Source organism: Collinsella sp. SGI.033, assembly GCF_050315135.1.
Classification (GTDB): Bacteria; Actinomycetota; Coriobacteriia; order Coriobacteriales; family Coriobacteriaceae; genus Collinsella.
Window position 1 is genome coordinate 1 of sequence record NZ_JBNPOK010000017.1, and the last position, 24,008, is coordinate 24,008.

Below are 24,008 nucleotides of genomic sequence, written 5' to 3' on the forward strand. Positions count from 1 at the left end.
AAATTAGCTACCCTGTTCCGCTGTAACTCGTGGTGAGGTCGTGGGCCTAAAAAGGTGTGCGTGCGCTTGCCGTTCGTATCTGCTATCATTCCTAGTCTGTGCGCTCATGCGGGCGTGGCGGAATTGGTAGACGCGCCAGATTTAGGTTCTGGTGGGATTCCCGTGAAGGTTCGAGTCCTTTCGCCCGCACCAACGCACCTGCGTCGGCCTCGGCCGTCGCGACACTTTGTTGCATAAAGGTACCAGCACCTCAGATAAGCTGGGCAGTATGAGGAGGAACGTGTTGAACATCACCGCTTCTGACGTCAAGGACGCCAAGCTCACCGCTACGGTCACCATCCCGGCCGCCGACGTCGACGCCGCGATCAAGAAGGCCTACAAGGACACCGCCAAGAAGTACCGCTTCCCGGGCTTCCGTGCCGGCAAGGCTCCCCGTCCGGTCATCGACGCTGCTCTTGGCGCCGAGGCCACCCTCGCCCAGGCCACCAACGATCTGATCGCCGCCAACGAGCCCGCCGTCCTCAACGAGCTGGACATCGTCCCCACTAAGAACGGTGACTACAAGGAGCTCGACCTCGCCAAGGATCACGAGGACTACACCTACACCGTCGAGTTCTCTCTGCGTCCTGCCGCCGAGCTCTCCTCCTACGACGCCGTCGAGATCGAGATGCCTCCCGCGGAGGTCACCGAGTCCGAGATCAACAACCAGGTCGAGATGCTCCTCAACTACCGTGCCACCTTCGAGGACGTCGAGGATCGTGCCGTCGAGGCCGAGGACTACGTTACCGTCGACCTCAAGGCCGTCGAGAACGCCGACAACTTCGCTGCCGAGGGCCGCATGCTCATCGCCGGTAGCGACAGCAACCCCAAGGAGTTCAACGAGGCTCTGATCGGTGCTAACGTCGACGACGTCAAGACCGTCACCTGGACCGACGAGGTCGAGGATGGCGAGGAGGCCGAGACCCACACCGTCGAGGTCACCGTCAAGGGCATCAAGGTCCGCAACACCCCCGAGCTCACCGACGAGCTCGTCAAGTCCGACTTTGGCTTCGACAGCATCGACGCTATGCGCGATGCCATCAAGCTCGAGATCGAGCAGGACAAGGCTTCCCGCCTTCCGGCCGAGAAAGAGAACCGTTGCGTCGCCGCTCTCGCCGAGCGTCTGCAGCTCGAGGAGATGGACGCCGACTACGAGCAGTCTGTCTTTGAGGAGCTTGGCCAGAACTTCCTGTCCAACCTCGCTGCCCGCGGCATGACGCTGGACACCTGGCTGCCCGCTTCCGGCCTGACCATGGAGCAGTTCATCGGCGACCTGCACAAGCAGGCCAACGATGTTGCCCGTGAGTCCCTGGCGCTCGACGCCCTCGCCCGTGAGCTCAAGATCGAGGTCACCGAGGACGACGTCAACGCCGAGTTCGAGAAGGCCGGCGTCAAGGACGTCGAGGCTTCCAAGGCCGAGTTCATCGCCGATGGACGCATGCCTGCCGTCCGCGAGTCCATCCGTCGCTCCAAGGCCGTCGACCACCTGGTCGAGAACGCCAAGGTGACCGAGGTCGACGAGACCGCCAAGGACGCCGAGTAATTCTCGCCACCTTTCCCGCGAGCGCATGCAGGCGCCCGTGATGGGGTAAAGTTATAAACCGGTTATTCGGTTGCTTCGTACGGTGCCAGCCAATGCATAGCATGCGGGCACCGTACGTTTATCTAGAACCAATTTGGTCCGCAAGAGAGAAATGGAGATGCGTATGATCGCTAAGTTCGATTCCGCCCTCGTGCCATACGTTATCGAGCAGACGCCGCGCGGCGAGCGCAGCTACGATATCTATTCGCGCCTGCTCAACGACCGCATCATCTTCTTGGGCGAGGAGATCAACTCCGTCAGCGCCAACCTGGTCGTTGCCCAGCTGCTGCATCTTGAGAGCCAGGATGCCGAGAAGGATATCTCGCTCTACATCAATTCGCCCGGTGGCGAGGTCTACTCCGGCCTGGCGATTCTGGACACTATGAACTTTATCAAGCCGCAGGTCTCCACCATTTGCGTCGGTATGGCTGCGTCTATGGCCGCCGTGCTGCTTTCGGCCGGCGCCAAGGGCAAGCGCTTCTGCCTGCCGCACTCCAAGGTCATGATTCACCAGCCCAGTGGCGGTGCCCAGGGTCAGCAGACCGAGATCGAGATCGTGGCCGAGGAGATCAAGAAGACCCGTCGCGAGCTCAACCAGATCTTGTCCGACGCCTCGGGTCAGCCGATCGAGAAGGTCCAGGCCGATACCGAGCGCGACAACTACCTGACTGCCGCCGAGGCCCTCGACTATGGCCTGATCGACCGTATCGTTACCTCGCGCGATCTTGCCGCGAAGGACGCCTAGGATGGCCGGTAACATGCAGGACAACTTTGACGAGAACGGCAACCCCATCCGCTGCTCCTTCTGCGGAAAAGAGCAGGGTCAGGTGCGCCGCCTTGTAAAGGGCCCTACCAACATCTTTATCTGCGACGAGTGCGTTGCCGCCTGTTCCGAGATCTTGGAGGAGTCGCTGGCTTCGGACTTTATGGATGCCGCCTGCAACGGCAAGCTGCCGGGCTTCCTCAACGACCACGGTCAGGCTGCCGGGCAGCCTGCCATGGATCCCGAGGCCGAGGGCTTTGAGCTCGAGGACGACGTGCGTCAGGTCATTACGCACGTGCCGACCCCGCACGAGATCTATGACGAGCTTTCGGCCTATGTCATGGGTCAGGAAGACGCCAAGCGCGCCATGTCGGTTGCCGTGTACAACCACTACCGTCGCGTGATCGAGGGCGGCGCCGCGCTTTCGGCCTTTGACGAGGCCTCGGGTGCGGGTTCGCGGCTCGACGACGATATGGACGAGGTGGAGCTCGCCAAGTCCAACATCTTGCTGCTCGGTCCCACCGGTACCGGTAAGACCTTGCTCGCCCAGACGCTCGCGCGCATCCTCGAGGTACCGTTTGCCATCGCTGACGCCACCGCACTCACCGAGGCCGGTTACGTGGGCGAGGACGTGGAGAACATCCTGCTCAAGCTCATCAATGCTGCCGATGGCGATATCGAGCGTGCGCAGGTCGGCATCATCTACGTGGACGAGATCGACAAGATCGCCCGCAAGGCCGAGAACCTCTCCATCACCCGCGACGTTTCGGGCGAGGGCGTTCAGCAGGCGCTGCTTAAGATCCTTGAGGGCACGGTGGCAAGCGTTCCGCCCACCGGCGGCCGCAAGCACCCCCAGCAGGAGCTGCTGCAGATCGACACGACCAATATCTTGTTTATCTGCGGCGGTGCCTTTGTGGGTCTGGACAAGATTATCGCCGATCGCGTGGGCAACAAGGGCGTGGGCTTTAACTCCGAGATCGCCGGCCCCACCTCGGTCGATGAGAACGACCTGCTGCGTCAGGTGCTCCCGCAGGACCTCAACGCCTTTGGTATGATCCCCGAGTTTGTGGGACGTACGCCCGTCGTCACCCAGACACAGGCGCTCGACGAGGACGACCTGGTGTCGATCCTGACCGAGCCAAAGAACGCCGTTGTGCGTCAGTACCGCAAGATGTTCCAGCTCGAGGACGTTGAACTTGAGTTTGAGGACGCCGCCCTGCACGAGATTGCCCGCATGGCGCTTGCCCGCAAGACCGGCGCCCGCGGCCTGCGCTCCATCTGCGAGGACGTGCTGCAGCAGACGATGTTCGACCTGCCGAGCGAGGAAGGAGTCGCCAAGGTCATCGTGACCGAAGCCTCCGTAAAGGGCACCGAACAGCCCCAGCGCATCTACGGGTAAACCTGCCAAAAAGGGACAGGTTTATTTTGGCAGGTTTTATCAGGGAGAATGATGTTTGCCCATATAAAACCGACCAAAATAAACCTGTCCCTAAATGGTAGGTTTCGCAAATGTGAATTTGAATAGCCTCCGACCACCCGCGGTCGGAGGCTATTTTATATATACGCAATAACCCCAACTACCTGTGTTATTCTGTGTGATTGTTTAAGCCTCAGCGAAGTCGTATCAGTCTGAAGTAATCGATACCTAAGGGGAGGAATGCAGACCCTGGCGGGCCTACATTCCTCCCCGGTGGGACGGGAGAGATATATGGAAGAGATGCCCAAAAACTACGATCCGTCGACCAACGAGCCGGCGATTCTGCAGAAGTGGCTCGACGGCGGCTACTACAAGCGCCGTGAGGGCGTGGGCGACTGCACTGTCACCATTCCGCCTCCCAACGTGACCGGCAAGCTCCACATGGGTCACGCCACCGACGATTCCATCCAGGATGCCATCATCCGCATGGCCCGCATGCGCGGCAGGTCCACCCGCTGGGTGCTCGGTACCGACCACGCCGGCATCGCCACGCAGACCAAGGTCGACAAGAAGCTCAAGAGCGAGGGCATCAGCCGCCTGGAGATCGGCCGCGATAAGTTTGTCGACGCCTGCTGGGATTGGACCCACGAGTACGGCGGCATCATCGTCGAGCAGATCAAGCGTATGGGCTGCTCCGTCGACTTTGATAACGAGCGCTTTACCATGGACGAGGACTACGCCCAGGCCGTGCGCAAGGTGTTCTGCGACTGGTACCACGACGGCCTGATCTACCGCGGCAAGCGCATCGTCAACTGGTGCCCCAACTGCACCACCGCCATCTCGGACGACGAGGCCGAGTACAAGGACGAGAAGGGTCACCTGTGGCACCTGCGCTACCCGCTGACCGAGCCGGTCAACGGCCAGGACTACATCGTCGTCGCCACTACGCGCCCCGAGACCATGCTCGGCGACACGGGCGTGGCCGTCTCCCCGAAGGACCCCGAGAAGGCCGCCTTTGTGGGTAAGACCGTCAAGCTCCCCATCGTCGACCGCGAGATCCCCATCTTTGAGGATTGGCATGTCGACGCCAACTTTGGCTCCGGCTTTGTCAAGGTCACCCCGGCCCACGACCCCAACGACTACGCCATGGGGCAGGCCCACGATCTGCCGCAGATCAACATCTTTGACGAGCATGCGGTGGTCGTCGAGGGCTACGGCGAGTTTACCGGCATGACCCGCGAGGAGTGCCGCGAGGCCGTCATCAAGTGGTTTGAGGAGCACGACCTGCTCGATCACGTCGAGGATCACGATCACTCCGTCATGCACTGCTACCGTTGCGACTCTGCACTGGAGCCGTGGCTGTCCGAGCAATGGTTTGTGGCCGTCGACAAGCTCAAGGGGCCGGCGCTCGATGCCGTCAACTCCGGCAAGGTGACCTTCCACCCCGCGCGTTGGACGCAGACCTATACCACCTGGATGGAGAACCTCAAGGACTGGTGCATCAGCCGCCAGCTGTGGTGGGGCCACCGTATTCCCGTGTTCTACTGCGAGGACTGCGGCTGGGAGGATGCCCTTACCGAGGACACCGACGTGTGCCCTAAGTGCGGCGGTCGTCACGTGCATCAGGACGAGAACGTGCTGGACACCTGGTTCAGCTCGCAGCTGTGGACTTTCGCCACGCAGGGCTGGCCCCAAAAGCCGGAGCTGCTCGAGGGGCATCACCCCACGACGGCACTCGTCACCGCGCGCGATATCATCGCGCTGTGGGTCGCCCGCATGGTCATGAGCTCGCTGTACTTCCTGGACGAGGTGCCGTTTAAGGATGTCGTCATCTACCCGACGATTCTTGCCAAGGACGGCAGCCGCATGTCCAAGTCCAAGGGCAACGGCGTTGACCCCATGGACCTCATTGGCATGTACGGCGCCGACGCCATGCGCTTCAACCTGCTGACGCTCTGCACCAACAACCAGGACGTCAAGTTTGACGCGAACATCGATAAGAAGACCAAGAAGCTTATCGACAGCCCGCGTACCGAGCAGGCCAAGTCGTTTGTGACCAAGATTTGGAACGCCAGCCGCTTCCTGCTTATGAACATGGAGGGCTACACGCCCGGCGAGCCTGTCGTGGAGACGCCGGCCGACGCCTGGATGTTCAGCCGTCTGGCCAAGGCCGTCAAGATGGTCACCGAGGGCATCGAGAACTACACCTTTGGCGACATGGCCCGCGGTGTTCAGCAGTTCTTCTGGAACGAGGTCTGCGACTGGTACGTCGAAGTCACCAAGGCGCGCCTGAAGGGAGAGGGCCGTCTGCAGGCGCAGCGAAACCTGATCTTTGTGCTCGATACCTCTATTCGTCTGATGCACCCGCTCATGCCGTTTGTCACCGAGGAGATCTGGGACAACATGCCGGCGAGCGTGCTCGACCTGGACGCCGAGGGCAACGTGGACCGCGCCGAGGCGCTCATGATCGCCAAGTGGCCCGAGCCCGCCGACTATGTCAAGTATGTCGACGAGGACGCCGAGCGCGCGTTTGAGCTGTGTCGCACCGTCGTTTCTGCCGCCCGCGCCACGCGTTCGCGTTATCGCTTGAGCCCCAAGGCCGAGCTCGACGTGGTCGTGCGTGCCGGTGCCGAGGACATCGAGAAGCTCGAGAGCCTGCGCTCGACCATCGAGCCGCTGGCCAATACCGCCTCGCTGGTCATGGGTACCGATGTTGAGAAGCCGGCCGCGAGCATCGCCGTGGTCGACAGCGGCGTCGAGGTCTTTGTGGTGCTCGAGGGCAAGGTTGACCTTTCGGCCGAGAAGGCACGTCTGGAGAAGGAGATTGCCGCGGCCCAGAAGGAGCTCGCCGGCTGCGAGAAGACGCTCGCCAACGAGGGCTTTGTGGCCAAGGCCGCGCCCGCGGTGGTCCAGAAGAAGAGGGACCGTGCAGCTGAGCTCAAGGAGATCCTGGAGGCGCTGACTGCTCAGGTTGCTGACTTCTCGTAGGCGTTACTGGGGGACGCGGTTTGGGGCATTGCTCGCTACTGCGGACAGTCCTGCTCGCACGAAGGCCACATTAAGTGGCCTTCGGCTCGTGCGGAACTTGTATCGAGCAAAGCCCCAAACCGCTCCCAGGTCGTTTACGTGGTTGTTTGCAACTGGTGGGTTAGGCCACTTGGCTGTGGCCTTGATTCTGCTGCAAAGCGGTGTTTGGCTGATATTTTGAATGGGAAGGGCTCGTTGTTGATTCGGGCCTCTTTTTATGTTGAGGGGACTTTGGGTTATGGCTAAGCGTTCTGGGTCGTATGTCGTTCCTTTCTCGTTTGATTTGCTTTCGTTTAGTGAGGCTGTGGGGCTTGCTGCCGATACGGGGCGGATTTCTGGGGATGCTGGTCCTCTGCTCGAGACAGTTGTCGATATGCTCGATGAGCTGGGGCGGCCGGACGAGTACTTTGATTGCATTCAGGTTGCCGGTACCAATGGCAAGACTTCGACGACGCGTTTTTCGGCTGCTATCCTTCGCGGCGAGGGGCTCAAGGCTGCGCTTTATACGTCGCCGCAGCTTGTTCGCTATCCCGAGCGCATGGAGGTCGATGGGCACGTCGTGAGCGATGAGGCGTTTGCCCGTGGCGTTTCTGCTGCTGTTGAGGCGGGGCATCGAGTGAATGCGCGCCGCGTGGTGGCGGGGGAGCGTGCCTATACCATCACGCCGTTTGACCTGCTGACGGCCGCCGCGCTTGTGGTGTTTGCCGAGGCTCGCGTGGATGTTGCCGTGCTCGAGGTCGGCATGGGCGGTCGCTGGGACGCCACGAGCGCGACCGATCCCGTTGCCGTTGCCATCACGGGCATCGGACTCGATCACACGCGCATTCTGGGCGATACGCTCGAGGCCATTGCGGGGGAGAAGGCCGCCGTCATTAAGCCCGGACGCCTGGTTGTGCTGGGCGAGGGCACGCATGAGCCGAGCGTTCAGCGCGTTATGGATGCCCGTTGTCGCGAGTGTGGTGTGGTGCCGCTGGTGGTGAGCCACACCACGACCAAGGTGCCGGCGCATGTGGGCGATACGGTTGAGTTTAGCTGTACCACGACGCGTGCGATTTATACGTCGAGCATGGTTAAGCCGGCGTATCAGCCGCAGAATGCCGCGTGCGCGATTATGCTCTGCGAGGGGTATCTGGGTCGCGAGCTCGACCACGAGGCGCTTGATGCTTCGCTTATGGGCTGTGCCACGCCGGGCCGTTTTGATGTGTTGGGAACCGACCCGCTCAAGCTGATCGACGCCTGCCATAACCCCCAGAGCTGCGAGAACTTTGTGAGCGCCTTGGACGAGATCGATCCGTGCGTAGAGAATCGGCCCACGTTGCTGTGCGCCGCGCTGGCAGACAAGGACGTGGCGGGTATCGTCGACGTGCTGATCCCGGCCTTCCCGCGCGTGGTCGTCACACAGACCGATTCCGATCGCGCCCTGCCGGCGGAGGAGCTTGCTGCCCTGGTGGACTCCGATAAGCTCGCAGGCGTGTACCCCAGCGTGTCCGAGGCCCTCGCAGCCTTTGAGGCCGCAGGCGAGCCCTTCGTAGCAGCAGGCACCATCACCCTGGCCGGCGAAGTTGCCGGTCTGCTCCGCTAGATCCCTTCCGCAGGGTAGCTAGTTTGCCTGCTCGCCACGAAATGGGCCTATCTACTACGTTTGACCGGCTACCCTCAACCATGCCGAGAATCGCAAAATCAAAGCCGCAGGTAGAAGGCTTGTAAATTTTCAAAAAATACCCGCATGGTCGCCCCATGCGGGTTAAACGTAGTAGATAGGCCCATTTCGTGGCGGCATTCATGTGATGCGGCAAAGGGGCTGTCCCTTTGCCGCATTGCCTAGTCTAGGCGGACTGGGTCGTGGGGGTAGGCGTTGAGGATCTCGACGCCGCTCTCGGTGACCAGGGCAAGGTCCTCGATGCGGACGCCGGTGCGGCCGGGGAGGTAGATGCCCGGCTCGATGGAAAACGTCATGCCCGGCTCCACGACCTGCTCGTTGACGAGCGAGACGTCGCCCGGCTCGTGGTCTTGCAGGCCGATCGAGTGTCCCAGACGGTGCGTAAAGTACTTGCCATAACCCGCGTCCTCAATCACGTCGCGCGCGGCACGGTCCAGGTCGCACATGCGCACGCCCGGGGCGATGAGCGCCTCGGCGGCCTCGTTGGCGCGGCGCACGATGTCGTAGATGCGTGCCGTCTCCTCGTCCGGCTCGCCCCAAAAGAACGTGCGCGTCATGTCCGAGCAATAGTTGCGGCGACGCCCGCCAATGTCGAACAGTACCACGTCGCCACGCTTGAGTACCGTATCGTCTGGCTCGTGGTGCGGGTCGCCGGCGTTGGCGCCAAAGCTCACGATGGGCGGAAAGCTAAAGCCCTCGCAATCGTGCTTGCGATACAGGCCAAGCATCTGGTCGGCGATCTCGCGCTCTGTCACGCCTTCGTGGACGAGCTCGATCGCGTCGGCCATCACGGCGTCGTTAGCGGCCGAGGACACGCGCATAAGCTCCTGCTCGGCGGCGTCTTTGTAGGTTCGCGCGGCGGTCACGGCAAAATCGCCTAGGAAGAATTCGCTCGCGGCATGACGATCCATGAGGGGCATCAAGAAGCCGGAGCGCATGACGGTGTCGATGCCGAGCGGTTTGGTCGGATCAACCTCGCGAGCGATGGCGTCGGCCACGACGTCGGTATCGGTGTGGTACGCGACGCGGGCATTGTCATACTCGGGCAACTGATGCAGCGCGTTGACCAAGATCACGGGCTCGCTACCGCGTGCGAGCAGTACGCCGCAAAAACGCTCGAACATATCGGCATAAAAGCCGGTCAGGTAATAAATCGACCACGGGTCGTTTACGAGCAGCTGCGCGCCGGGGTGCTGAGCCTCGAGCGCATCGAGCACGCGTGCCACGCGCTGGTCATCGACATGTGCCATACATCGTCCTTTCGTTAGGTTGCCACCATGGTATCCCCAATGCCAGGGTAGTCAATTTGGGACGGGGCTCTTTTAGCTGCGTCAAACATGCGAGCTGATAGGTAAAAGTAGTCAATATGGTCCCGTCCCAAATGGGCTGGTTTCAAAACTATGGCGGATTACGGGGCTGGACCTGTATTACTTGACCATGGGAAAAATAGCGAAATTAAAACCGCAGGTAGAAGGCTTATCAAAAATCGAAAATTGCCGGTATGGGTGGGGATCTCCGAATCAGCCCCGTAATCCGGCATAGTTTTGAAATGGCACTAAAGTAGGCACAAGCTAAATACCGATCCCAAGGCAAGTTGCGGTGGAATAGTTCCTTGATGCCGGGGTTTTGGCGGAAATCGTGAATTATTTCACCGCAATTGAGGAGGGGCGGGGCGGATGCGGGGTAGCTAAAAGAGCACCGTCCCAAACGAGCTGCTTAGGCCGGGTCGATGTCCATGCTGGCGATGAGGTCGGTACCGGTGTCTAGGAGGTTGGGGAGGACTACATCGCCCATGCGGATGGGGGCTTTGACCACTAGGCCGCGGATGAGGTCCATGGTCTGGGCATGGAGTTCGAGCGGGATGGCTTCGGCCGTGCGGACGGGCAGCAGCGCCTCGTCGCCGCCTGATACCGCCACGGTGGTAGTGAGGACGCGCATGGGGCAGGTGAGCTCCTGATGTGCGAACTTATCGCCGCGCGGGCAGCTGTTGCCGGTCACGGCGCGCACCGTCGCCACGCGGTCGTCGGCCCCGCGCTCCACTTCCACCGTAAGGAGGCACTCGGATGGGCAGGTGGTGCAGTTGAACTGTAGCGTCTCGATCGCATTTGTGCTCATGGCTATGCCTCCTCGACGGGCTCGACGGAAAGGATAATCTCGCTGGCACCCAGGTCGAGCGCTCGCTGTATCACCTTTGCCGGCAGCGGGAAGCTTTCCATAACGCTCGGTTTAAACGCGCGGACCTTGCCCGTAAGCAGTTCCTCGTCGTCCGCCAGAATGCGCACGCGGGCGGCATCGACCGGCCGGCGCACGCGGAAGTTGAGCCTGGTGAGTGCCACGGCCGTAATGCGTCCTGGCAGCGCGTAGCCGGCAATGTCGGCAGGGGAGACCGTGAGCTGGCAGCCAGCGCCCGTCTCGACATCCGTGCCGGTCCCCAGCGCGTACGTCGCCGCGGCTGCACCGGCACGCTCGGACTCGGCTGTCACGTTATCGGCAAGGTCGTGCACGTGCAGCACGTTGCCGCAGGCAAAGATGCCCGGCACGCCCGTCTGCAGGCTCTGGTCCACCACGGCGCCGCGCGTGCGCGGGTCAAGCTCAACACCCGCGCCTACCGAAAGCTCGTTCTCGGGAATCAAACCTACCGAAAGCAGCAGTGTGTCGCACGAAACGATGTGCTCGGTCCCCGGAATGGGCGCTAGATTTTTGTCGACCTGGCTCACCTCGACGGCCTCCACGCGGTCGTGCCCAATCACGCGTGTGACGGTGGTGGACAGGTGCAGCGGAATGCCAAAATCGTCCAGGCAGTTCTTCACATTGCGGCGCAGGCCGTTGGCGTATGGCATAAGCTCGAACACGCCCTCGACCGAAATCCCCTCGAGCGTGCAGCGACGCGCCATGATGAGCCCAATGTCGCCCGAGCCTAAAATGACGGCGCGCGAGCCGGGCTTGAGGTTGTCGATGTTGATGTATCGCTGCGCCAGGCCGGCGGTAAACACGCCGGCGGGGCGGCTGCCGGGAATCTTGATCTCGCTGCGCGTGCGCTCGCGACACCCCATGGCAAGGACGACGGCGCGCCCGGTGAGCTGCAACATGCCGGCGGGGCTCATGAGCGTGACGGTGTGTGTCGAGGCTTCGCTCGCCGCGCCACTTGCGCCCGCGACTGCGACTTTGTCCTCGCTTGAGTCGATCCCAATCACCATACTGTCCAGGAACAGTGCGATATCGGTTTTGCGCACCTGGTCGATAAAGCGCTGTGCGTACTCGGGACCGGTCAGTTCCTGCTTAAAGTGTGAGAGGCCAAAGCCCGGGTGGATGCACTGGCGCAGGATGCCGCCCAGGTGCTGTTCGCGCTCCACGATGGCCACGCGCGCTCCGGCCTTGTGTGCGGCAAGTGAGGCCGCCATGCCGGCAGGTCCGCCGCCGATAACGACTACGTCGAACGCCTGCGTCTGCACGGCGCCGGCAGCAATTGATACCCTGTCGGCATCTGCGCAAGTGCACTCGACGCCCGATACCGCACCCATATCGATACTCGTCGCCATCCTAGCGCACTCCCTTCAACGGTCCCTCTACCAGCCAGGATCCATCGTCTTCCAACGGTACCTCGCTGGAGTCGCAGCCCAGCTCGCGGGCCAGAATCCGCACCACGCGGCTCTGGCAAAAGCCGCTCTGGCACCGACCCATGCCGGCACGGCAGCGGCGTTTGACGCCTTCGACCGAAACCGCACCCGGGCGGCGTCGGATCGCTGCCACGATTTCGGCCTCGGGCACCGTCTCGCAGCGGCAGACAATCTGCCCCCACGCGGGGTCGGATTCAATGAGCTCCTCCTTGCGCGCAAGCGGCGCGCGATCAAAGTCGTCCGGCGCACGGCGAATCGGATCCCAATCGGCCCGCTCGCGCAAAGCAACGCCCGCCTCGCGCAGCACCTGCTCCATTCGCTCGGCAATGGCCGGAGCGCTCGCTACGCCCGGCGACTGAATGCCTGCCGCCTGGAACAGCCCCGGCACCACGGCGGATTGTCCAATAAAAAAGTCGTTCGTTCCCTTAATGACCGGACGCCCGCCGGCAAACGCTCGCACCACGCGGCGCGTATCCAGATCGGGCACCAGCTTGCGCGCGCCGCCCAGCAGCGCGTTTACGTCGCCCGCATAGGTCTGCGTGTCGCCCGCCTCGCGCACAGCGGCCGTCGCGGTGATCACCGTGTTGCCGTGGACGGTGCCCGTAACGATGACGCCCTTGGAAACCGGCGTGGGAACGGGGTAGAGCGGCATGAGTGCGCGCGGCTCCTTGTCCAGCACCACAATGTTGCCCTGGCGCCAGACCATCTGGAACTCCTCGGCGCCCGCCATATGCGTGATGTCTGCGGCGCCGTTGCCCGCCGCGTTAATCAAATAGCGGCAGCGCACATCACCGGCCGGTGTTACCAGCGTAAAACGAGCGGTCCCGTCGCCGCTCCTGTCGCCAGCGCCGGGAGCTACCTCGATCGTCTCCACCGGTGCAGAGCGCACAAACGTCACGCCGTTGGCTACGGCGTTTTCCATCGCGGCGATGGCGACCTCAAACGGATCGACATAGCCGGTCGAGGGACACCACAGCGCGCACGTGGCCTGGGCGCTGGCGCGCGGCTCCAGCTCGTGGATGCGCTCGGCCCCGATGATCGCCAACTCGGGTACGCCGTTTGCCAGCCCGTTGCTTTGCAGCTGCTCCAGCTGCGCGCGGTCTTGGTCGCTAAAGCCCAGCACCATGGACCCGGTGCGGCAAAACAAAAAGCCCAGCTCCTGGGCCCACGTGCCATATAGCTCGCAGCCGCGGGCGTTGACCTGCGCCTTAACCGTGCCCGGCGCCGGATCGTAGCCGGCGTGCACCAGGCCGCCGTTGGCCTTCGACGCGCCCAGGGCAATGTCGTTGGCCGCCTCGACCACGCAGATGGACAGGTCATAGCGTGCGAGCTGCCGCGCGATGGCGCATCCGGTGATGCCCGCGCCCACAATCGCGATATCAAACGTTTCTGTCACAGTGCCTCCCAGACGAGTTGACAGGCTGTCAATAGGACTATCCTACGGTCTGCACACCCTCAGCGCAGCGGCAATGCGGCGAACAGCCCCGCAACACCCGCCAACGGCAGGCGAGGGGAGACCCAGGTCAATCGGTGACCTCGTCTGGCACCCCTGTTATCAAAGGTTTGTCTCGTTCTGTAACGGTAAGCAGAAGAGTTGGGTTCCAGATATTACAGATCGAGACGTTTGCCAGGCGGGCCCTCTGTTTGTCTTGATTTGTAACAGTAAGAGTAGAAAATCGGTCCTATGTGTTACAGATTTCCTATGTGTTACAGATTGAGATTTAAAGTCAGGGAGAGGTCATCTGTCTCGATCTGTAACATCTCGGTACCGTTTTGGGGTCTAGATGTTACAGATTTAGATGAACCCATCAGTCGGTTTCGAATGTCTAAATCTGTAACAGTTAGACCTGTTTTTGCCGAGTTGTTGTTACAGATTGAGATATTGAGATTGGACATTTTCCTTTGTCTTGATCTGTAACAGATAGAAGGGGTTCTGGCCCCTAGTTGTTACAGATTGAGATATTTAACGGAGGGCTCACCGCTCATCTCGATCTGTAACAGTAGGGACTGATTCTGGAGCCAAGATGTTACAGATCGAGATTGTAGTCGGGGAGAGAACGGTTTGTCTAATCCTGTAACATCTGGACCCGGATTCCGCTCTCACCTGTTACAGATTGAGATGTTTCTATCTGCCCATGCCTGCGACCTGCCAAATCGTTAACCCCCGTGTTACACTAACTCGAGTTGTAACTACCCCGAAAGGCCCACCTTATGTCCAAGTACATCTCCGAGCTCATGTCGCCGCAGCTTATGGGCGTCATCTATGCCTTTGTTGGCTTTATCATCGCCCTGTACGTGCTGTCGGTCGTCTATGTGTTTATTGACGCCCGTCGCCGCGGCGCCAGCGCTTACGTGGCATGGGGCATCATTGCCCTCATCCCGTTTGTAGGCCTCATCGCCTACCTGGTCCTGCGCCCGCACTCCTATGCGGCCGACCGCGAGGAGCAGGAGCTGGACATGGCCTTGCGCGAGCGTCAGCTTGCCCAGTACGGCACCTGCCCGCAGTGCGGTGCGCCCATCGAGAAGGACTTTGTGGTCTGCCCGGTGTGCGACACCCAGGTTCGCAACGTGTGCCCCAGCTGCCATCGCCCGCTCGACGCACACTGGAAGGTCTGCCCCTACTGCCGAACTCGCATCCAGTAGCGCATCCATCGCCGGGCCGGCCGCAAGCCACGGGCACGCCGCAAGCCACGGGCCCCGCGCGCCGCGTGTAAGCCGCACGCAGCCCCGCCCCCACACGATGAAGCATGCGTAGAAAATCGCCCGCCGTGCCATTAAGGTGCGGCGGGCGCTTGTATACCTAGGTAACCTGCCTATAATGATGCAAGTCAAAACGCACGCGCCGGCAAGCGCAATGCACACCGCACGGCGCCAAGCAGCACTTGCACAAGGCATCCGAGAGGAGAAAACATACCCATGAAGGCACTCTACAATGACGGTTCGGTGGCCGAGCTCCCGCAGGACGAGGTCACGCACGTCATCCGCCACTCCGCCGCGCACATCATGGCGCAGGCCATCAAGCGCCTGTACCCCCAGGCCGATTTTGCCTACGGCCCCGCGACCGACAACGGTTTTTACTACGACGTCGACCTGCCCGAGGGCGTCAAGATCAGCGAGGACGACTTCCCCGCGATCGAGGCCGAGATGAAAAAGATCGTCAAGGAGAACCTCAAGTTCTCCGTGTACGAGAAGCCCCGCGCCGAGGCCATCGCCCTTATGGAGGAGCGTGGCGAGAAGTACAAGGTCGAGCACATCGGCGACCTGGACGACGACGCCCGCATCACCTTCTACCAGCAGGGCGACTACATCGACATGTGCGTTGGCCCTCACATCTGCTACACCAAGGCCCTCAAGGCCTTTAAGCTCACCGGCGTCTCGGGCGCCTACTGGAAGGGCGACAAGGACAACAAGATGCTCACCCGTATCAACGGCGTCGCCTTTGCCACCAAGGAAGAGCTCGACGAGCACATGCACATGCTGGAGGAGGCCAAGAAGCGCGACCACCGCAAGATCGGCCGCGAGATGGACCTCTTTATGATGCGCGACGAGGCCCCCGGCTTCCCGTTCTTCCTGCCCAACGGCATGATCCTTAAGAACACGCTGCTGGACTACTGGCGCGAGATCCACCACAAGGCCGGCTACGTGGAGATATCCACGCCGCTCATCATGAACAAGCAGCTGTGGAAGACCTCGGGCCATTGGGACCACTACAAGGACAACATGTACTCCACCGTCATCGACGACGAAGAGTACTGCATTAAGCCCATGAACTGCCCGGGCGGCGTGCTGGTGTACGCCTCCAAGCCGCACTCCTACCGCGAGCTGCCCATCCGCGCCGGCGAGATTGGCCTGGTGCACCGCCACGAGCTGCGCGGAGCCCTGCACGGCCTGTTCCGCGTGCGCTGCTTTAACCAGGACGACGCCCACCTGTTTGTGCGCCCCGACCAGCTGACCGACGAGATCGTGGGCGTGGTCAACCTTATCGACTCCGTATACCAGAAGTTTGGCTTTAAGTATCACGTTGAGCTTTCCACCCGCCCCGAGGACTCCATGGGCTCCGACGAGGACTGGGCTCGCGCCGAAGAGGGCCTGCGCACCGCTCTTGAGCAGCTGCACATGGACTACGAGGTCAACGAGGGCGACGGCGCCTTCTACGGCCCCAAGATCGACTTCCACCTGGAGGACTCGCTCGGCCGTACCTGGCAGTGCGGTACCGTCCAGCTCGACTTCCAGATGCCGCTCAACTTTGATTTGGAGTACGTGGATGCCGACGGCACCAAGAAGCGCCCCATTATGCTGCACCGCGTGTGCTTTGGCTCCATCGAGCGCTTCATCGGTATTCTGATTGAGCACTTTGCGGGCAAGTTCCCCACCTGGCTGGCTCCCGTGCAGGTCAAGGCGCTTCCGGTCTCCGAGAAGAGCCGCGACTATGCCCACGAGGTGTGCGCCAAGCTGGAGGAGGCCGGCATTCGCGTGGTCTGCGACGACCGCGACGAGAAGATCGGCTACAAGATCCGCGAGGCCCGCAGCATCGATCGCGTGCCCTACATGCTCATCCTGGGCGAGAAGGAGGTCGAGGCCGGCAACATCTCCGTCCGCGATCGTTCCAACGAGACCGTTCAGATGAGCGTCGATGAGTTTGTGGCTAAGGTGACCGAGGAGATCAAGACCCGCGCCTAGCACAAACAACACAAGAAGCAATAAAGGCGATCGTCCTCGCGGGCGGTCGCCTTTTTGTCGTGAAAAAAGGTACACTTTTGCGACTGCGCCTAGCTGCGAGCGAGAAGCCTGTTCTTAACGCCCCTGCATCCGTGTGTGTCGCGGCCGCAAGTTAAGGGGGCAAGGGATGGAACAGACAATGCGGCGCCAAGGGTGTTAGCGAGTCAGAGGTGGCTAAGGTACTCGCCCTTCTTGATTACTATGGCACTTCGCTTGGTATTGCTGGACGTAGCAGCAACCGCGCACGCAAGCTCATGCTGGAGGGCTGTTAGTGTCGGAAAAATTTAGCCAAATATAGTCGGCCGAGATTGACCAATCCCGGCCGACCCATTTTGGCCAACACGCCCGCATCTATGACTTTCCTATCGCATTCCTACATCCCCTCGGGCTGGATCCCCCTCACCTTCACCGCCTGGGGGACGGCCTCCACCGAGTACGTGTCGAGCCCCCTGCCGCGGTAGCTCGGGCCCCGCATCACGAACACCGACGCCTTTTCGAGCAGCCTGTCGAGGGCGGCGTGTTGGCGCCACCAGCGTAGTGGCGGCGGGGAGGCACGGTGGCCATTATTCGGTGACCGGGATTGGTCAAAATCGGTTGACTATTAGCGGCTAAAATCGCCCGGCGCTAACAGGGCGGGCTCGTCGTTCGGGAGATTTAGGTCAATTTGCTCTAAAGGTTGTTTTCCGAGTGGTCTCTTATCGTGCCTTTGCCTTAGGGTGCTTGGTTTTCATCCTCTGAAGATGTTCTTAAAACTGCCTTAAAGGCGTCCCGGCTCGCGTTGACGGCGTACAATACGCATGTTTGACTATGGCAAATGTGGAATTAAGGGGAGGGGTGCGCCGTGGAGGTGCTGGTTGTTGGCAACACCGCATATGTTGACGATGACTTTTGTGCCAAGGCGTTCCCCGGGGACCACGTTAAGGTCGTCGCTGCCGCGGAAGCGCGCCGCGATGAATCGTCGCCCCATGCCTCGTGGAATGAGCTCCTCCAGCACTTGGAGCAGGCCTACGAGTTCGACCGCGTGGTCTACCTATCCAATTACCTTACCCCGCATACCGATATCGTGGGCGATATCGAGCTGCTGCGCTCGGTCTTTCGTGCGTGCGCGGGTCGCCGGGTCCAGCTGCTGTATGTAGCGGGGCCCGCGGGTGCCGCGGGTGCCGCCGATGCCACGGGGCGAACGGGCAAGGGCATTATCGCGCGCGCAGCCAACGACCTGTGCCGCTACTACGCTGCTCGCGAGGGCGTTCAAACCAAGATCCTGCGCGTGCCGTTCCTGTATACCGCGTCTGCCGCACTGGAGGACCCGTTTTTGGTGCCGCTATTTGACGCGTGCTCAACCGGATCGGTCGCTTTGCAGGGCGCGGAGGACGCGCCGTTTCCGCTGCTGTGTGCCGAGGAACTCGCGGTGCTGGTGCATCGCATCTTTGACAGCTGGGACGCCTCCTTTGAGACGCTCGATGTTGCCGATACCTTCCATCACACGTCAGGTGAGGTGGGCGAGGCCCTCAAGGCGCTGTTCCCAGGGCTTTCAGTTGCCTATGGCGATTCTGCCGGCTATGCCCTGCCCGTCAGCGATATCGTTCGCGTTCGCTATGGCTGGTTTCAGCGCTACGACCCGTTTCGTGATCTTTCGACCATTCATGCTCGCTGGGATGCTGGCCGCGCAGGGAAGGTCAACCCCTTGCGCGCCGCCATCGACCGCATCCAGATGCACACGCTGCCTATTAAATGCCTGGAGACGGGCGTTGCCTGGGTCCTGTTCGAGGTGCTGGAGTATTTGTTCTCGCAATCTGCCCAGCTCAACGTGCTCGATTATCGCCTGCTCTACGTCGTGCTCATCGGCACGCTGTATGGCCTGGACTTTGGTCTGGTTGCGGCGCTGCTGGCATCGGTTGGGTTGGCTGTGAGCTACTTTACCCAGTATGGCTATACCTTCCAGGGCCTCTTTTACGAGCCGTCCAACTGGCTGCCGTTTATCGCGTACTTTGTGGTGGGTGCCGTATGCGGCTACGTGCAGCTGCGCAATAGCGAGGCCATTAAGGTGGAGCGCGACCAAAACGAGCTCGTGCGTAATCGCAATACGTTCCTCACGCAGCTCTATCACGATGCTATCGAGGACAAGCGCACCTACAAGCGCCAGATTGTGGGGCGTCACGATAGCTTTGGCAAGATCTTTGCCGTGACGCAAGAGCTCGACGTGCTCAACCCGCGCGACATCTACCGCAAGTGCTGTGAGCTCATGGGTGAGATTCTCGAAAACAATTCGGTGACGATCTACCACGTTTCGGGCGGGGCGTTTGCACGTCTGGTGGCGGCGAGTCCCGTGATTGCCGAAGACGCCACGCGCTCGCTCACGCTTGAGCAACTTGCACCCCTTTTGGGCGGCGGGGGTCGTTCGAACCTGTGGGTCAATCGCGAGCTAACGCCGGGGCTTCCCATGTTTGGATATACGATCGAGCGCGACGGGGCGCCCGCCGTGTTGATCTTTGTGCGTCGTGCGGCCGAGAACCAAATGACGCTCTATTACCAAAACCTGTTCCGCATCTTGTGCGGACTGGTCGAAAGCGCGCTGGGCCGTGCCTTTGACTATGAGGCGGTGGCGCAGGATAAACGCTGCGTCGATGGCACGTGCGTGCTCAAGCAGGCGGCCTTTGGTCAAGAGCTCGCGGCCGAGCAGGCGCTGTCGGATGGCAAGATGGGCAGCTTTTTGCTCCTGCGCGTGGTGCCGGGCATGGAGCCTGTCGGCGAGCTGGTGGGCGCAATTGGGTCGGCAATCCGCGAGAGCGATGCGGCGGGCCTGGTCGACGGTGACGTGCTTTACCTGCTTATGCGCCAGGCAAAGGCGAGCGACCTCCCCATTATCCGCGAGCGCCTGAGCGCGAAGCGGATTGCGGTGGAGCCCGTCGACGGCGAGGACATCGTGGCGCTTCTGCAGCACATCGCTGACACCGGTGACGGTGAGGGGGATGTCGCTTGATCTCGCTTGTCGTTGCTGCCGTCTTGCTGCTGATTCATGCGCTGGTTTGCCTGGTGTTGTGGACGCTTATGAAGTTGGGCCTGCTGCCGGTGCGCGGGCATATGCTGGCCGTGATGGTACTCGTGCCGTTGTGGGGACCGCTGCTGGTGGTGCTGCTTATCACGCGTAGCGCCGTGTTTGGCGCGGACCTTAAGGACGCCACGCTAGAGTCGCTGCGCATTAACGACGAGCTGCATCGCAGCATCTTGGTGCACGACCGTGAAGCCGATGCGGGCGTGATCCCGCTCGAGGAGGCGCTCATCGTCAACGACCCGGCAGACCGGCGCCGCCTCATGCTCTCCATGCTTACCGAGGAGCCCGATGCGTACCTGGCGCAGCTGCAGGCGGCTAAGCTGAACGACGACGTTGAAGTGGCGCACTATGCCGCGACGGCGGTGGCGCAGATCTCCAAGGAGTCCGACCTTAAACTGCAGCAGCTGGAGCGCGCCTTTAAGACCGACCCGAGCGCGCAAAACCTCAACGAATACTGCGATTTTCTTGGTGAGTATTTAGACTCGGGTTTGGCTGAGGGGCGCGTGGCTCAGATTCAGCGTCAACAGTACGCACGTCTGCTTGCGCGCCGCTGTGAGCGCGAGGACACCTTTGAGCTGCGCATTCGGTATGCCGCGGCGCTGGCCGATGTCGACCAGATCGACGAGGCGCAGGCCGTGACCGACCAGCTCGTGCTCGACGCGCCCGAGGAGCAGGAGGTTTGGATGCTTTGCCTGCGCCTGGCCGTGATGCGCCGCGACGGTGACGAGGTCCACCGCGTGATCGATGCGATCGACAAACAGCATGTGTACTTGAGCGCCGCCAACCGCGAGGAGCTGGCTTTTTGGCGCGACGGGGAGGAGGCCCGATGAGCGTGGTTCAGCATATCCGCGACCGTGCGGGCCATTTTCGCTGGAGGGGCCTGCTCGTGGTGTGGGCGGTCTTTATTGCCATGGCCGCCGTGCTGCTGGTGGAGCGTACCGGCGTGCAGTACAGTGCGGGCCAGCATAAGCTGGGGATGCTTGCCGCCAACGATGCGGTGCCGGCCTCCTCGGCAATATTTGGTCAAAAGCCCACGTGCCTGGTCATTACTGATTCCGACCAGGCGGGTGTCGAGGACGTAAAGGAGCAGTTCGACCAGATTCTGCTCGACATGAAGATCGCGCACCGCGACGTGGACCTTGCCCTGGATGGCGCGGATGCCATTCCCTCGCTGACGTCGTTTGACCGCGTGATTTTGCTTATGCCATCCCTCGATGCGCTGGGCACGCACCTCACCGACCTGATGAGCTGGGTGAATGCCGGCGGCTCGCTCATGCTGGGTATGACGCCGGAGAACTCCGGCTATATGCAAGCCGTTGCACCCAAGTTTGGCATCGATACCGTTGGATATGAGTACACCACGGCAGAAAGTATCGTCCCGAGCAAGGACTTTATGATCGGTGGTGGCCAGCGCTACGAGTTGTCGGACCCCTTTAAATCGTCACTGCTGGTTTCGCTGCGCGAGACGGCGCACGTGTGGGCCAAAACCGGCGATACGGGTACGCCCCTTGTTTGGTCGAGCGATTGCGGCAGCGGACATACCGTGGTGTGCAACTTTGGCATTTACAGCAAGGTCATGCGCGGGTTTTACGCCGCGGCGATCAGCTTGCTCGGCGATGCCACGGCCTACCCGGTCATCAACAGCGCCGTCTTCTATCTGGATGACTTTCCCAGCCCCGTGCCCTCGGGCGACGGCACCTACATCAAGCGCGACTACGGGCTTTCCATCGCCGACTTTTATGCCAAGGTCTGGTGGCCCGATCTGCAAAAGCTCGCGCAAAAATACGGCATTCGCTATACCGGCGTGATGATCGAAAACTACGAGGACGCGGTCAATCGGACCGAGCCCGCGCGCCAGGCCGATACCACGCAGTTCCGCTATTTTGGCGGCATGCTGCTGCAAATGGGCGGAGAGCTGGGCTTTTGCGGCTACAACCATCAGCCGCTGGCGCTTTGGGACACCGACTATGGCACGCTGTACGATTACAAGACGTGGAAGAACAAGGAGACGCTCGTCGCATCGCTTAATGAGCTTATCGCCTTTCAGGACGAGGTGCTGCCCAACGCGCACGGCTCGGTCTACGTGCCGCCGTCAAACATCCTTTCGGTCCGCGCTCGCAAGATTATTGGCGAGGACGTGCCGCGCATTAAGACCATCGCCAGTACGTATTTTGAGGATGGTACGGATCTTCCATACGTGCAGGAGTTTGGCGTGGCGAGCGATGGCATTGTGGAGCAGCCGCGTATTGTCTCGGGCGGCATGGTCGACGATTCCTATATGCGCCTGGCTGCCGTGTCCGAGCTCAACATGCACTACGTGAGCACGCACTTTATGCACCCGGACGACCTGCTCGATCCCGATCGCGGCGCCAGGCAAGGCTGGGAGGTCTACAAGGGCGGCCTGACCGACTACCTGGACTGGCTTACCAAGTCGGCGCCCGACCTGCGTCGCCAGACCGGCTCGGAATGCTCGGGCGCCATCCAGCGTTTTTCGTCCGTAACGGTGAGCGTGGATACAAGCGTGGATGCCTGGACGCTCAACCTGGGCAATTTCCACGATGAGGCGTGGCTCATGTTCCGTGCCAACAACGGCGAGCCGGGAGCAGTCACGGGTGGCGAGATTACGCATCTGACGGGCGACCTGTACCTGGTCAAAGCCACGGACAAGACGGTGACGATCGCGCGCAAGGAGGGTAGCGGTCAATGAGAATCTGTTTGGTGCTCGAGGGCTGCTACCCCTATGTGTACGGCGGCGTGTCTAACTGGATGCACGGCTACATTACGGCTATGCCCGAGCACGAGTTTGTGCTATGGGTGATCGGCGCGCATGCTGCCGACCGCGGCAAGTTTGTCTACGAGCTGCCCGGCAACGTGGCCGAGGTGCACGAGGTGTTTCTGGACGACGCTCTGCATCTTTCGGGCGAGCAAGAAGAGGTCGATTTTAATGACTGTGAGCGCAAGGCGTTGCGCCGCCTGGTGTCGCTCTCTAATCCGGACTGGGACGTGCTGTTCGATATCTTCCAGCGTCGCCGCGTGCATCCACTCTCGTTTTTGCAGAGCCGCACGTTTATGGATATTTTCCGCGACGTGTGTCTGACAGAGTACCCCTACACGCCCTTTGCCGATGCATTCCACACCATGCGCTCTATGCTGCTGCCCGTGCTCTACCTGCTGGGCAGCGAGGTGCCGGTGGCCGATGTGTACCACGCCATCTCGACCGGATACGGCGGCCTTCTCGCTTGCCTGGGCTCTAGCGTTTCCCATGCACCGGTGCTGCTCACCGAGCACGGCATCTACACGCGCGAGCGCGAGGAGGAGATCATTCGCGCCGACTGGGTGGTGCCGTCGTTTAAGGACCGCTGGATTCGCTATTTCTACCTGCTTTCGGAGGAGATCTACCGCCGCGCCTTCCGCGTGACGAGCCTGTTTCACAATGCACGCAAGACGCAGATCGATATGGGCTGCGACGCGGATAAATGCCTGGTCATACCCAACGGAATCCAGTTCGACCGCTTTAAGGACATTCCCTTAAAGCCCGATGACGGCTGGGTGGACATTGGCGCGGTGGTGCGCCTGGCGCCCATTAAGGACGTCAAGACCATGATCTATGCGTTCTTTGAGCTGCACGAGCGCGTCCCTAAGGTGCGCCTGCACATTATGGGCGGCGTGGACGACGAGGAATACGGTGCCGAGTGCCATGCGCTGGTCGATACCCTGGGCGTGCGCGACCTGATCTTTACCGGCCGCGTCAACGTGGTCGAGTACATGGAAAAGCTGGACTTTACCATTTTGACGAGCATCTCCGAGGGCCAGCCGCTCAGCGTGCTGGAGTCGCTTGCCGCGCGTCGTCCCTGCGTGACGACCGAGGTGGGCTGCTGCCGTGAGCTGCTCGAAGGCGCCCCGGGCGATGACTTTGGTGTGGCTGGATTCGTGAGCCCGCCCATGTATCGCAAAGGTCTGGCCGATGCCATGGAGCGCATGTGCGCAAGCCGCGCCCGCCGCATTGAGATGGGGGAGCGCGGCCAGCGTCGCGTTGCCACGTACTTTTTGCACGAGCAGATGCTCGCCAACTATCGCGCGCTGTACGACGAGACGGCGCGTGCGTTTGACCTGTCCAGAGAGGGGGAGTAGC

At 61.3% G+C, this 24,008-nt stretch carries 15 protein-coding genes and 1 tRNA gene; 12 read left to right on the top strand and 4 right to left on the bottom strand.

What is annotated here, in order from left to right:
* The first annotated feature begins 108 nt into the window (after window positions 1-108).
* The 6 genes from ACQRC0_RS06295 to ACQRC0_RS06320 all read left to right on the top strand — a co-directional run bounded on the left by ACQRC0_RS06295 (window position 109) and on the right by ACQRC0_RS06320 (window position 8,410).
* Window positions 109-192: transfer RNA gene (locus ACQRC0_RS06295), tRNA-Leu, on the top strand.
* Between the two features lie 88 nt (window positions 193-280).
* On the top strand, window positions 281-1,582 hold the full coding sequence (gene tig / locus ACQRC0_RS06300; RefSeq protein WP_370450562.1) for a trigger factor: 1,302 nt from the start codon (window positions 281-283) through the stop codon (window positions 1,580-1,582).
* Window positions 1,583-1,745: 163 nt separating this feature from the next.
* On the top strand, window positions 1,746-2,366 hold the full coding sequence (locus tag ACQRC0_RS06305) for an ATP-dependent Clp protease proteolytic subunit (RefSeq protein ID WP_022095182.1): 621 nt from the start codon (window positions 1,746-1,748) through the stop codon (window positions 2,364-2,366).
* A 1-nt stretch (window position 2,367) separates the two neighbouring features.
* A complete protein-coding gene (gene clpX / locus ACQRC0_RS06310; protein ID WP_154515377.1) occupies window positions 2,368-3,783 on the top strand; it encodes an ATP-dependent Clp protease ATP-binding subunit ClpX in 1,416 nt (471 codons plus the stop codon).
* 309 nt (window positions 3,784-4,092) lie between these two features.
* A complete protein-coding gene (locus ACQRC0_RS06315; protein ID WP_427728702.1) occupies window positions 4,093-6,789 on the top strand; it encodes a valine--tRNA ligase in 2,697 nt (898 codons plus the stop codon).
* A gap of 277 nt (window positions 6,790-7,066) precedes the next feature.
* Window positions 7,067-8,410 carry a bifunctional folylpolyglutamate synthase/dihydrofolate synthase gene (locus ACQRC0_RS06320; protein ID WP_427728705.1) on the top strand — a complete coding sequence of 448 codons (1,344 nt, stop codon included), beginning with the start codon at window positions 7,067-7,069 and terminating at the stop codon, window positions 8,408-8,410.
* A 239-nt stretch (window positions 8,411-8,649) separates the two neighbouring features.
* Here the strand turns inward: ACQRC0_RS06320 and ACQRC0_RS06325 are convergent, their stop codons facing one another.
* From ACQRC0_RS06325 to ACQRC0_RS06340, 4 genes are all read right to left on the bottom strand, one after another.
* The gene (locus tag ACQRC0_RS06325; protein WP_427728707.1) at window positions 8,650-9,738 is read right to left on the bottom strand and encodes a M24 family metallopeptidase; all 1,089 of its coding nucleotides are present in this window, start codon (window positions 9,736-9,738) and stop codon (window positions 8,650-8,652) included.
* Between the two features lie 466 nt (window positions 9,739-10,204).
* The gene (locus tag ACQRC0_RS06330) at window positions 10,205-10,603 is read right to left on the bottom strand and encodes a DUF1667 domain-containing protein (protein WP_427728710.1); all 399 of its coding nucleotides are present in this window, start codon (window positions 10,601-10,603) and stop codon (window positions 10,205-10,207) included.
* Window positions 10,604-10,605: 2 nt separating this feature from the next.
* Complete coding sequence (locus ACQRC0_RS06335; protein WP_427728712.1) at window positions 10,606-12,027, bottom strand: NAD(P)/FAD-dependent oxidoreductase; 1,422 nt, start codon at window positions 12,025-12,027, stop codon at window positions 10,606-10,608.
* A gap of 1 nt (window position 12,028) precedes the next feature.
* Window positions 12,029-13,501: an NAD(P)/FAD-dependent oxidoreductase gene (locus ACQRC0_RS06340; RefSeq protein ID WP_427728714.1), complete on the bottom strand. Its 1,473-nt coding sequence runs from the start codon at window positions 13,499-13,501 to the stop codon at window positions 12,029-12,031.
* An 815-nt stretch (window positions 13,502-14,316) separates the two neighbouring features.
* On the opposite strand from ACQRC0_RS06340, the gene ACQRC0_RS06345 reads away from it, so the two are divergent.
* The 6 genes from ACQRC0_RS06345 to pelF all read left to right on the top strand — a co-directional run bounded on the left by ACQRC0_RS06345 (window position 14,317) and on the right by pelF (window position 24,007).
* Entirely contained in the window at window positions 14,317-14,748 is a 432-nt protein-coding gene (locus ACQRC0_RS06345; RefSeq protein ID WP_006234085.1) for a double zinc ribbon domain-containing protein, read from the top strand.
* 273 nt (window positions 14,749-15,021) lie between these two features.
* Entirely contained in the window at window positions 15,022-16,785 is a 1,764-nt protein-coding gene (gene thrS / locus ACQRC0_RS06350) for a threonine--tRNA ligase (RefSeq protein ID WP_117820318.1), read from the top strand.
* An 880-nt stretch (window positions 16,786-17,665) separates the two neighbouring features.
* The gene (locus ACQRC0_RS06355) at window positions 17,666-19,804 is read left to right on the top strand and encodes a DUF4118 domain-containing protein (protein ID WP_427728718.1); all 2,139 of its coding nucleotides are present in this window, start codon (window positions 17,666-17,668) and stop codon (window positions 19,802-19,804) included.
* A complete protein-coding gene (locus tag ACQRC0_RS06360; protein WP_427728720.1) occupies window positions 19,801-20,706 on the top strand; it encodes a hypothetical protein in 906 nt (301 codons plus the stop codon). Before ACQRC0_RS06355 ends, ACQRC0_RS06360 begins: the two co-directional genes overlap by 4 nt.
* Window positions 20,703-22,583 carry a DUF2194 domain-containing protein gene (locus ACQRC0_RS06365; protein ID WP_427728722.1) on the top strand — a complete coding sequence of 627 codons (1,881 nt, stop codon included), beginning with the start codon at window positions 20,703-20,705 and terminating at the stop codon, window positions 22,581-22,583. Before ACQRC0_RS06360 ends, ACQRC0_RS06365 begins: the two co-directional genes overlap by 4 nt.
* Window positions 22,580-24,007: a GT4 family glycosyltransferase PelF gene (pelF, locus tag ACQRC0_RS06370; protein ID WP_427728725.1), complete on the top strand. Its 1,428-nt coding sequence runs from the start codon at window positions 22,580-22,582 to the stop codon at window positions 24,005-24,007. The genes ACQRC0_RS06365 and pelF overlap by 4 nt, the downstream gene beginning before the upstream one ends.
* The last annotated feature ends 1 nt before the right edge of the window (window position 24,008 follow it).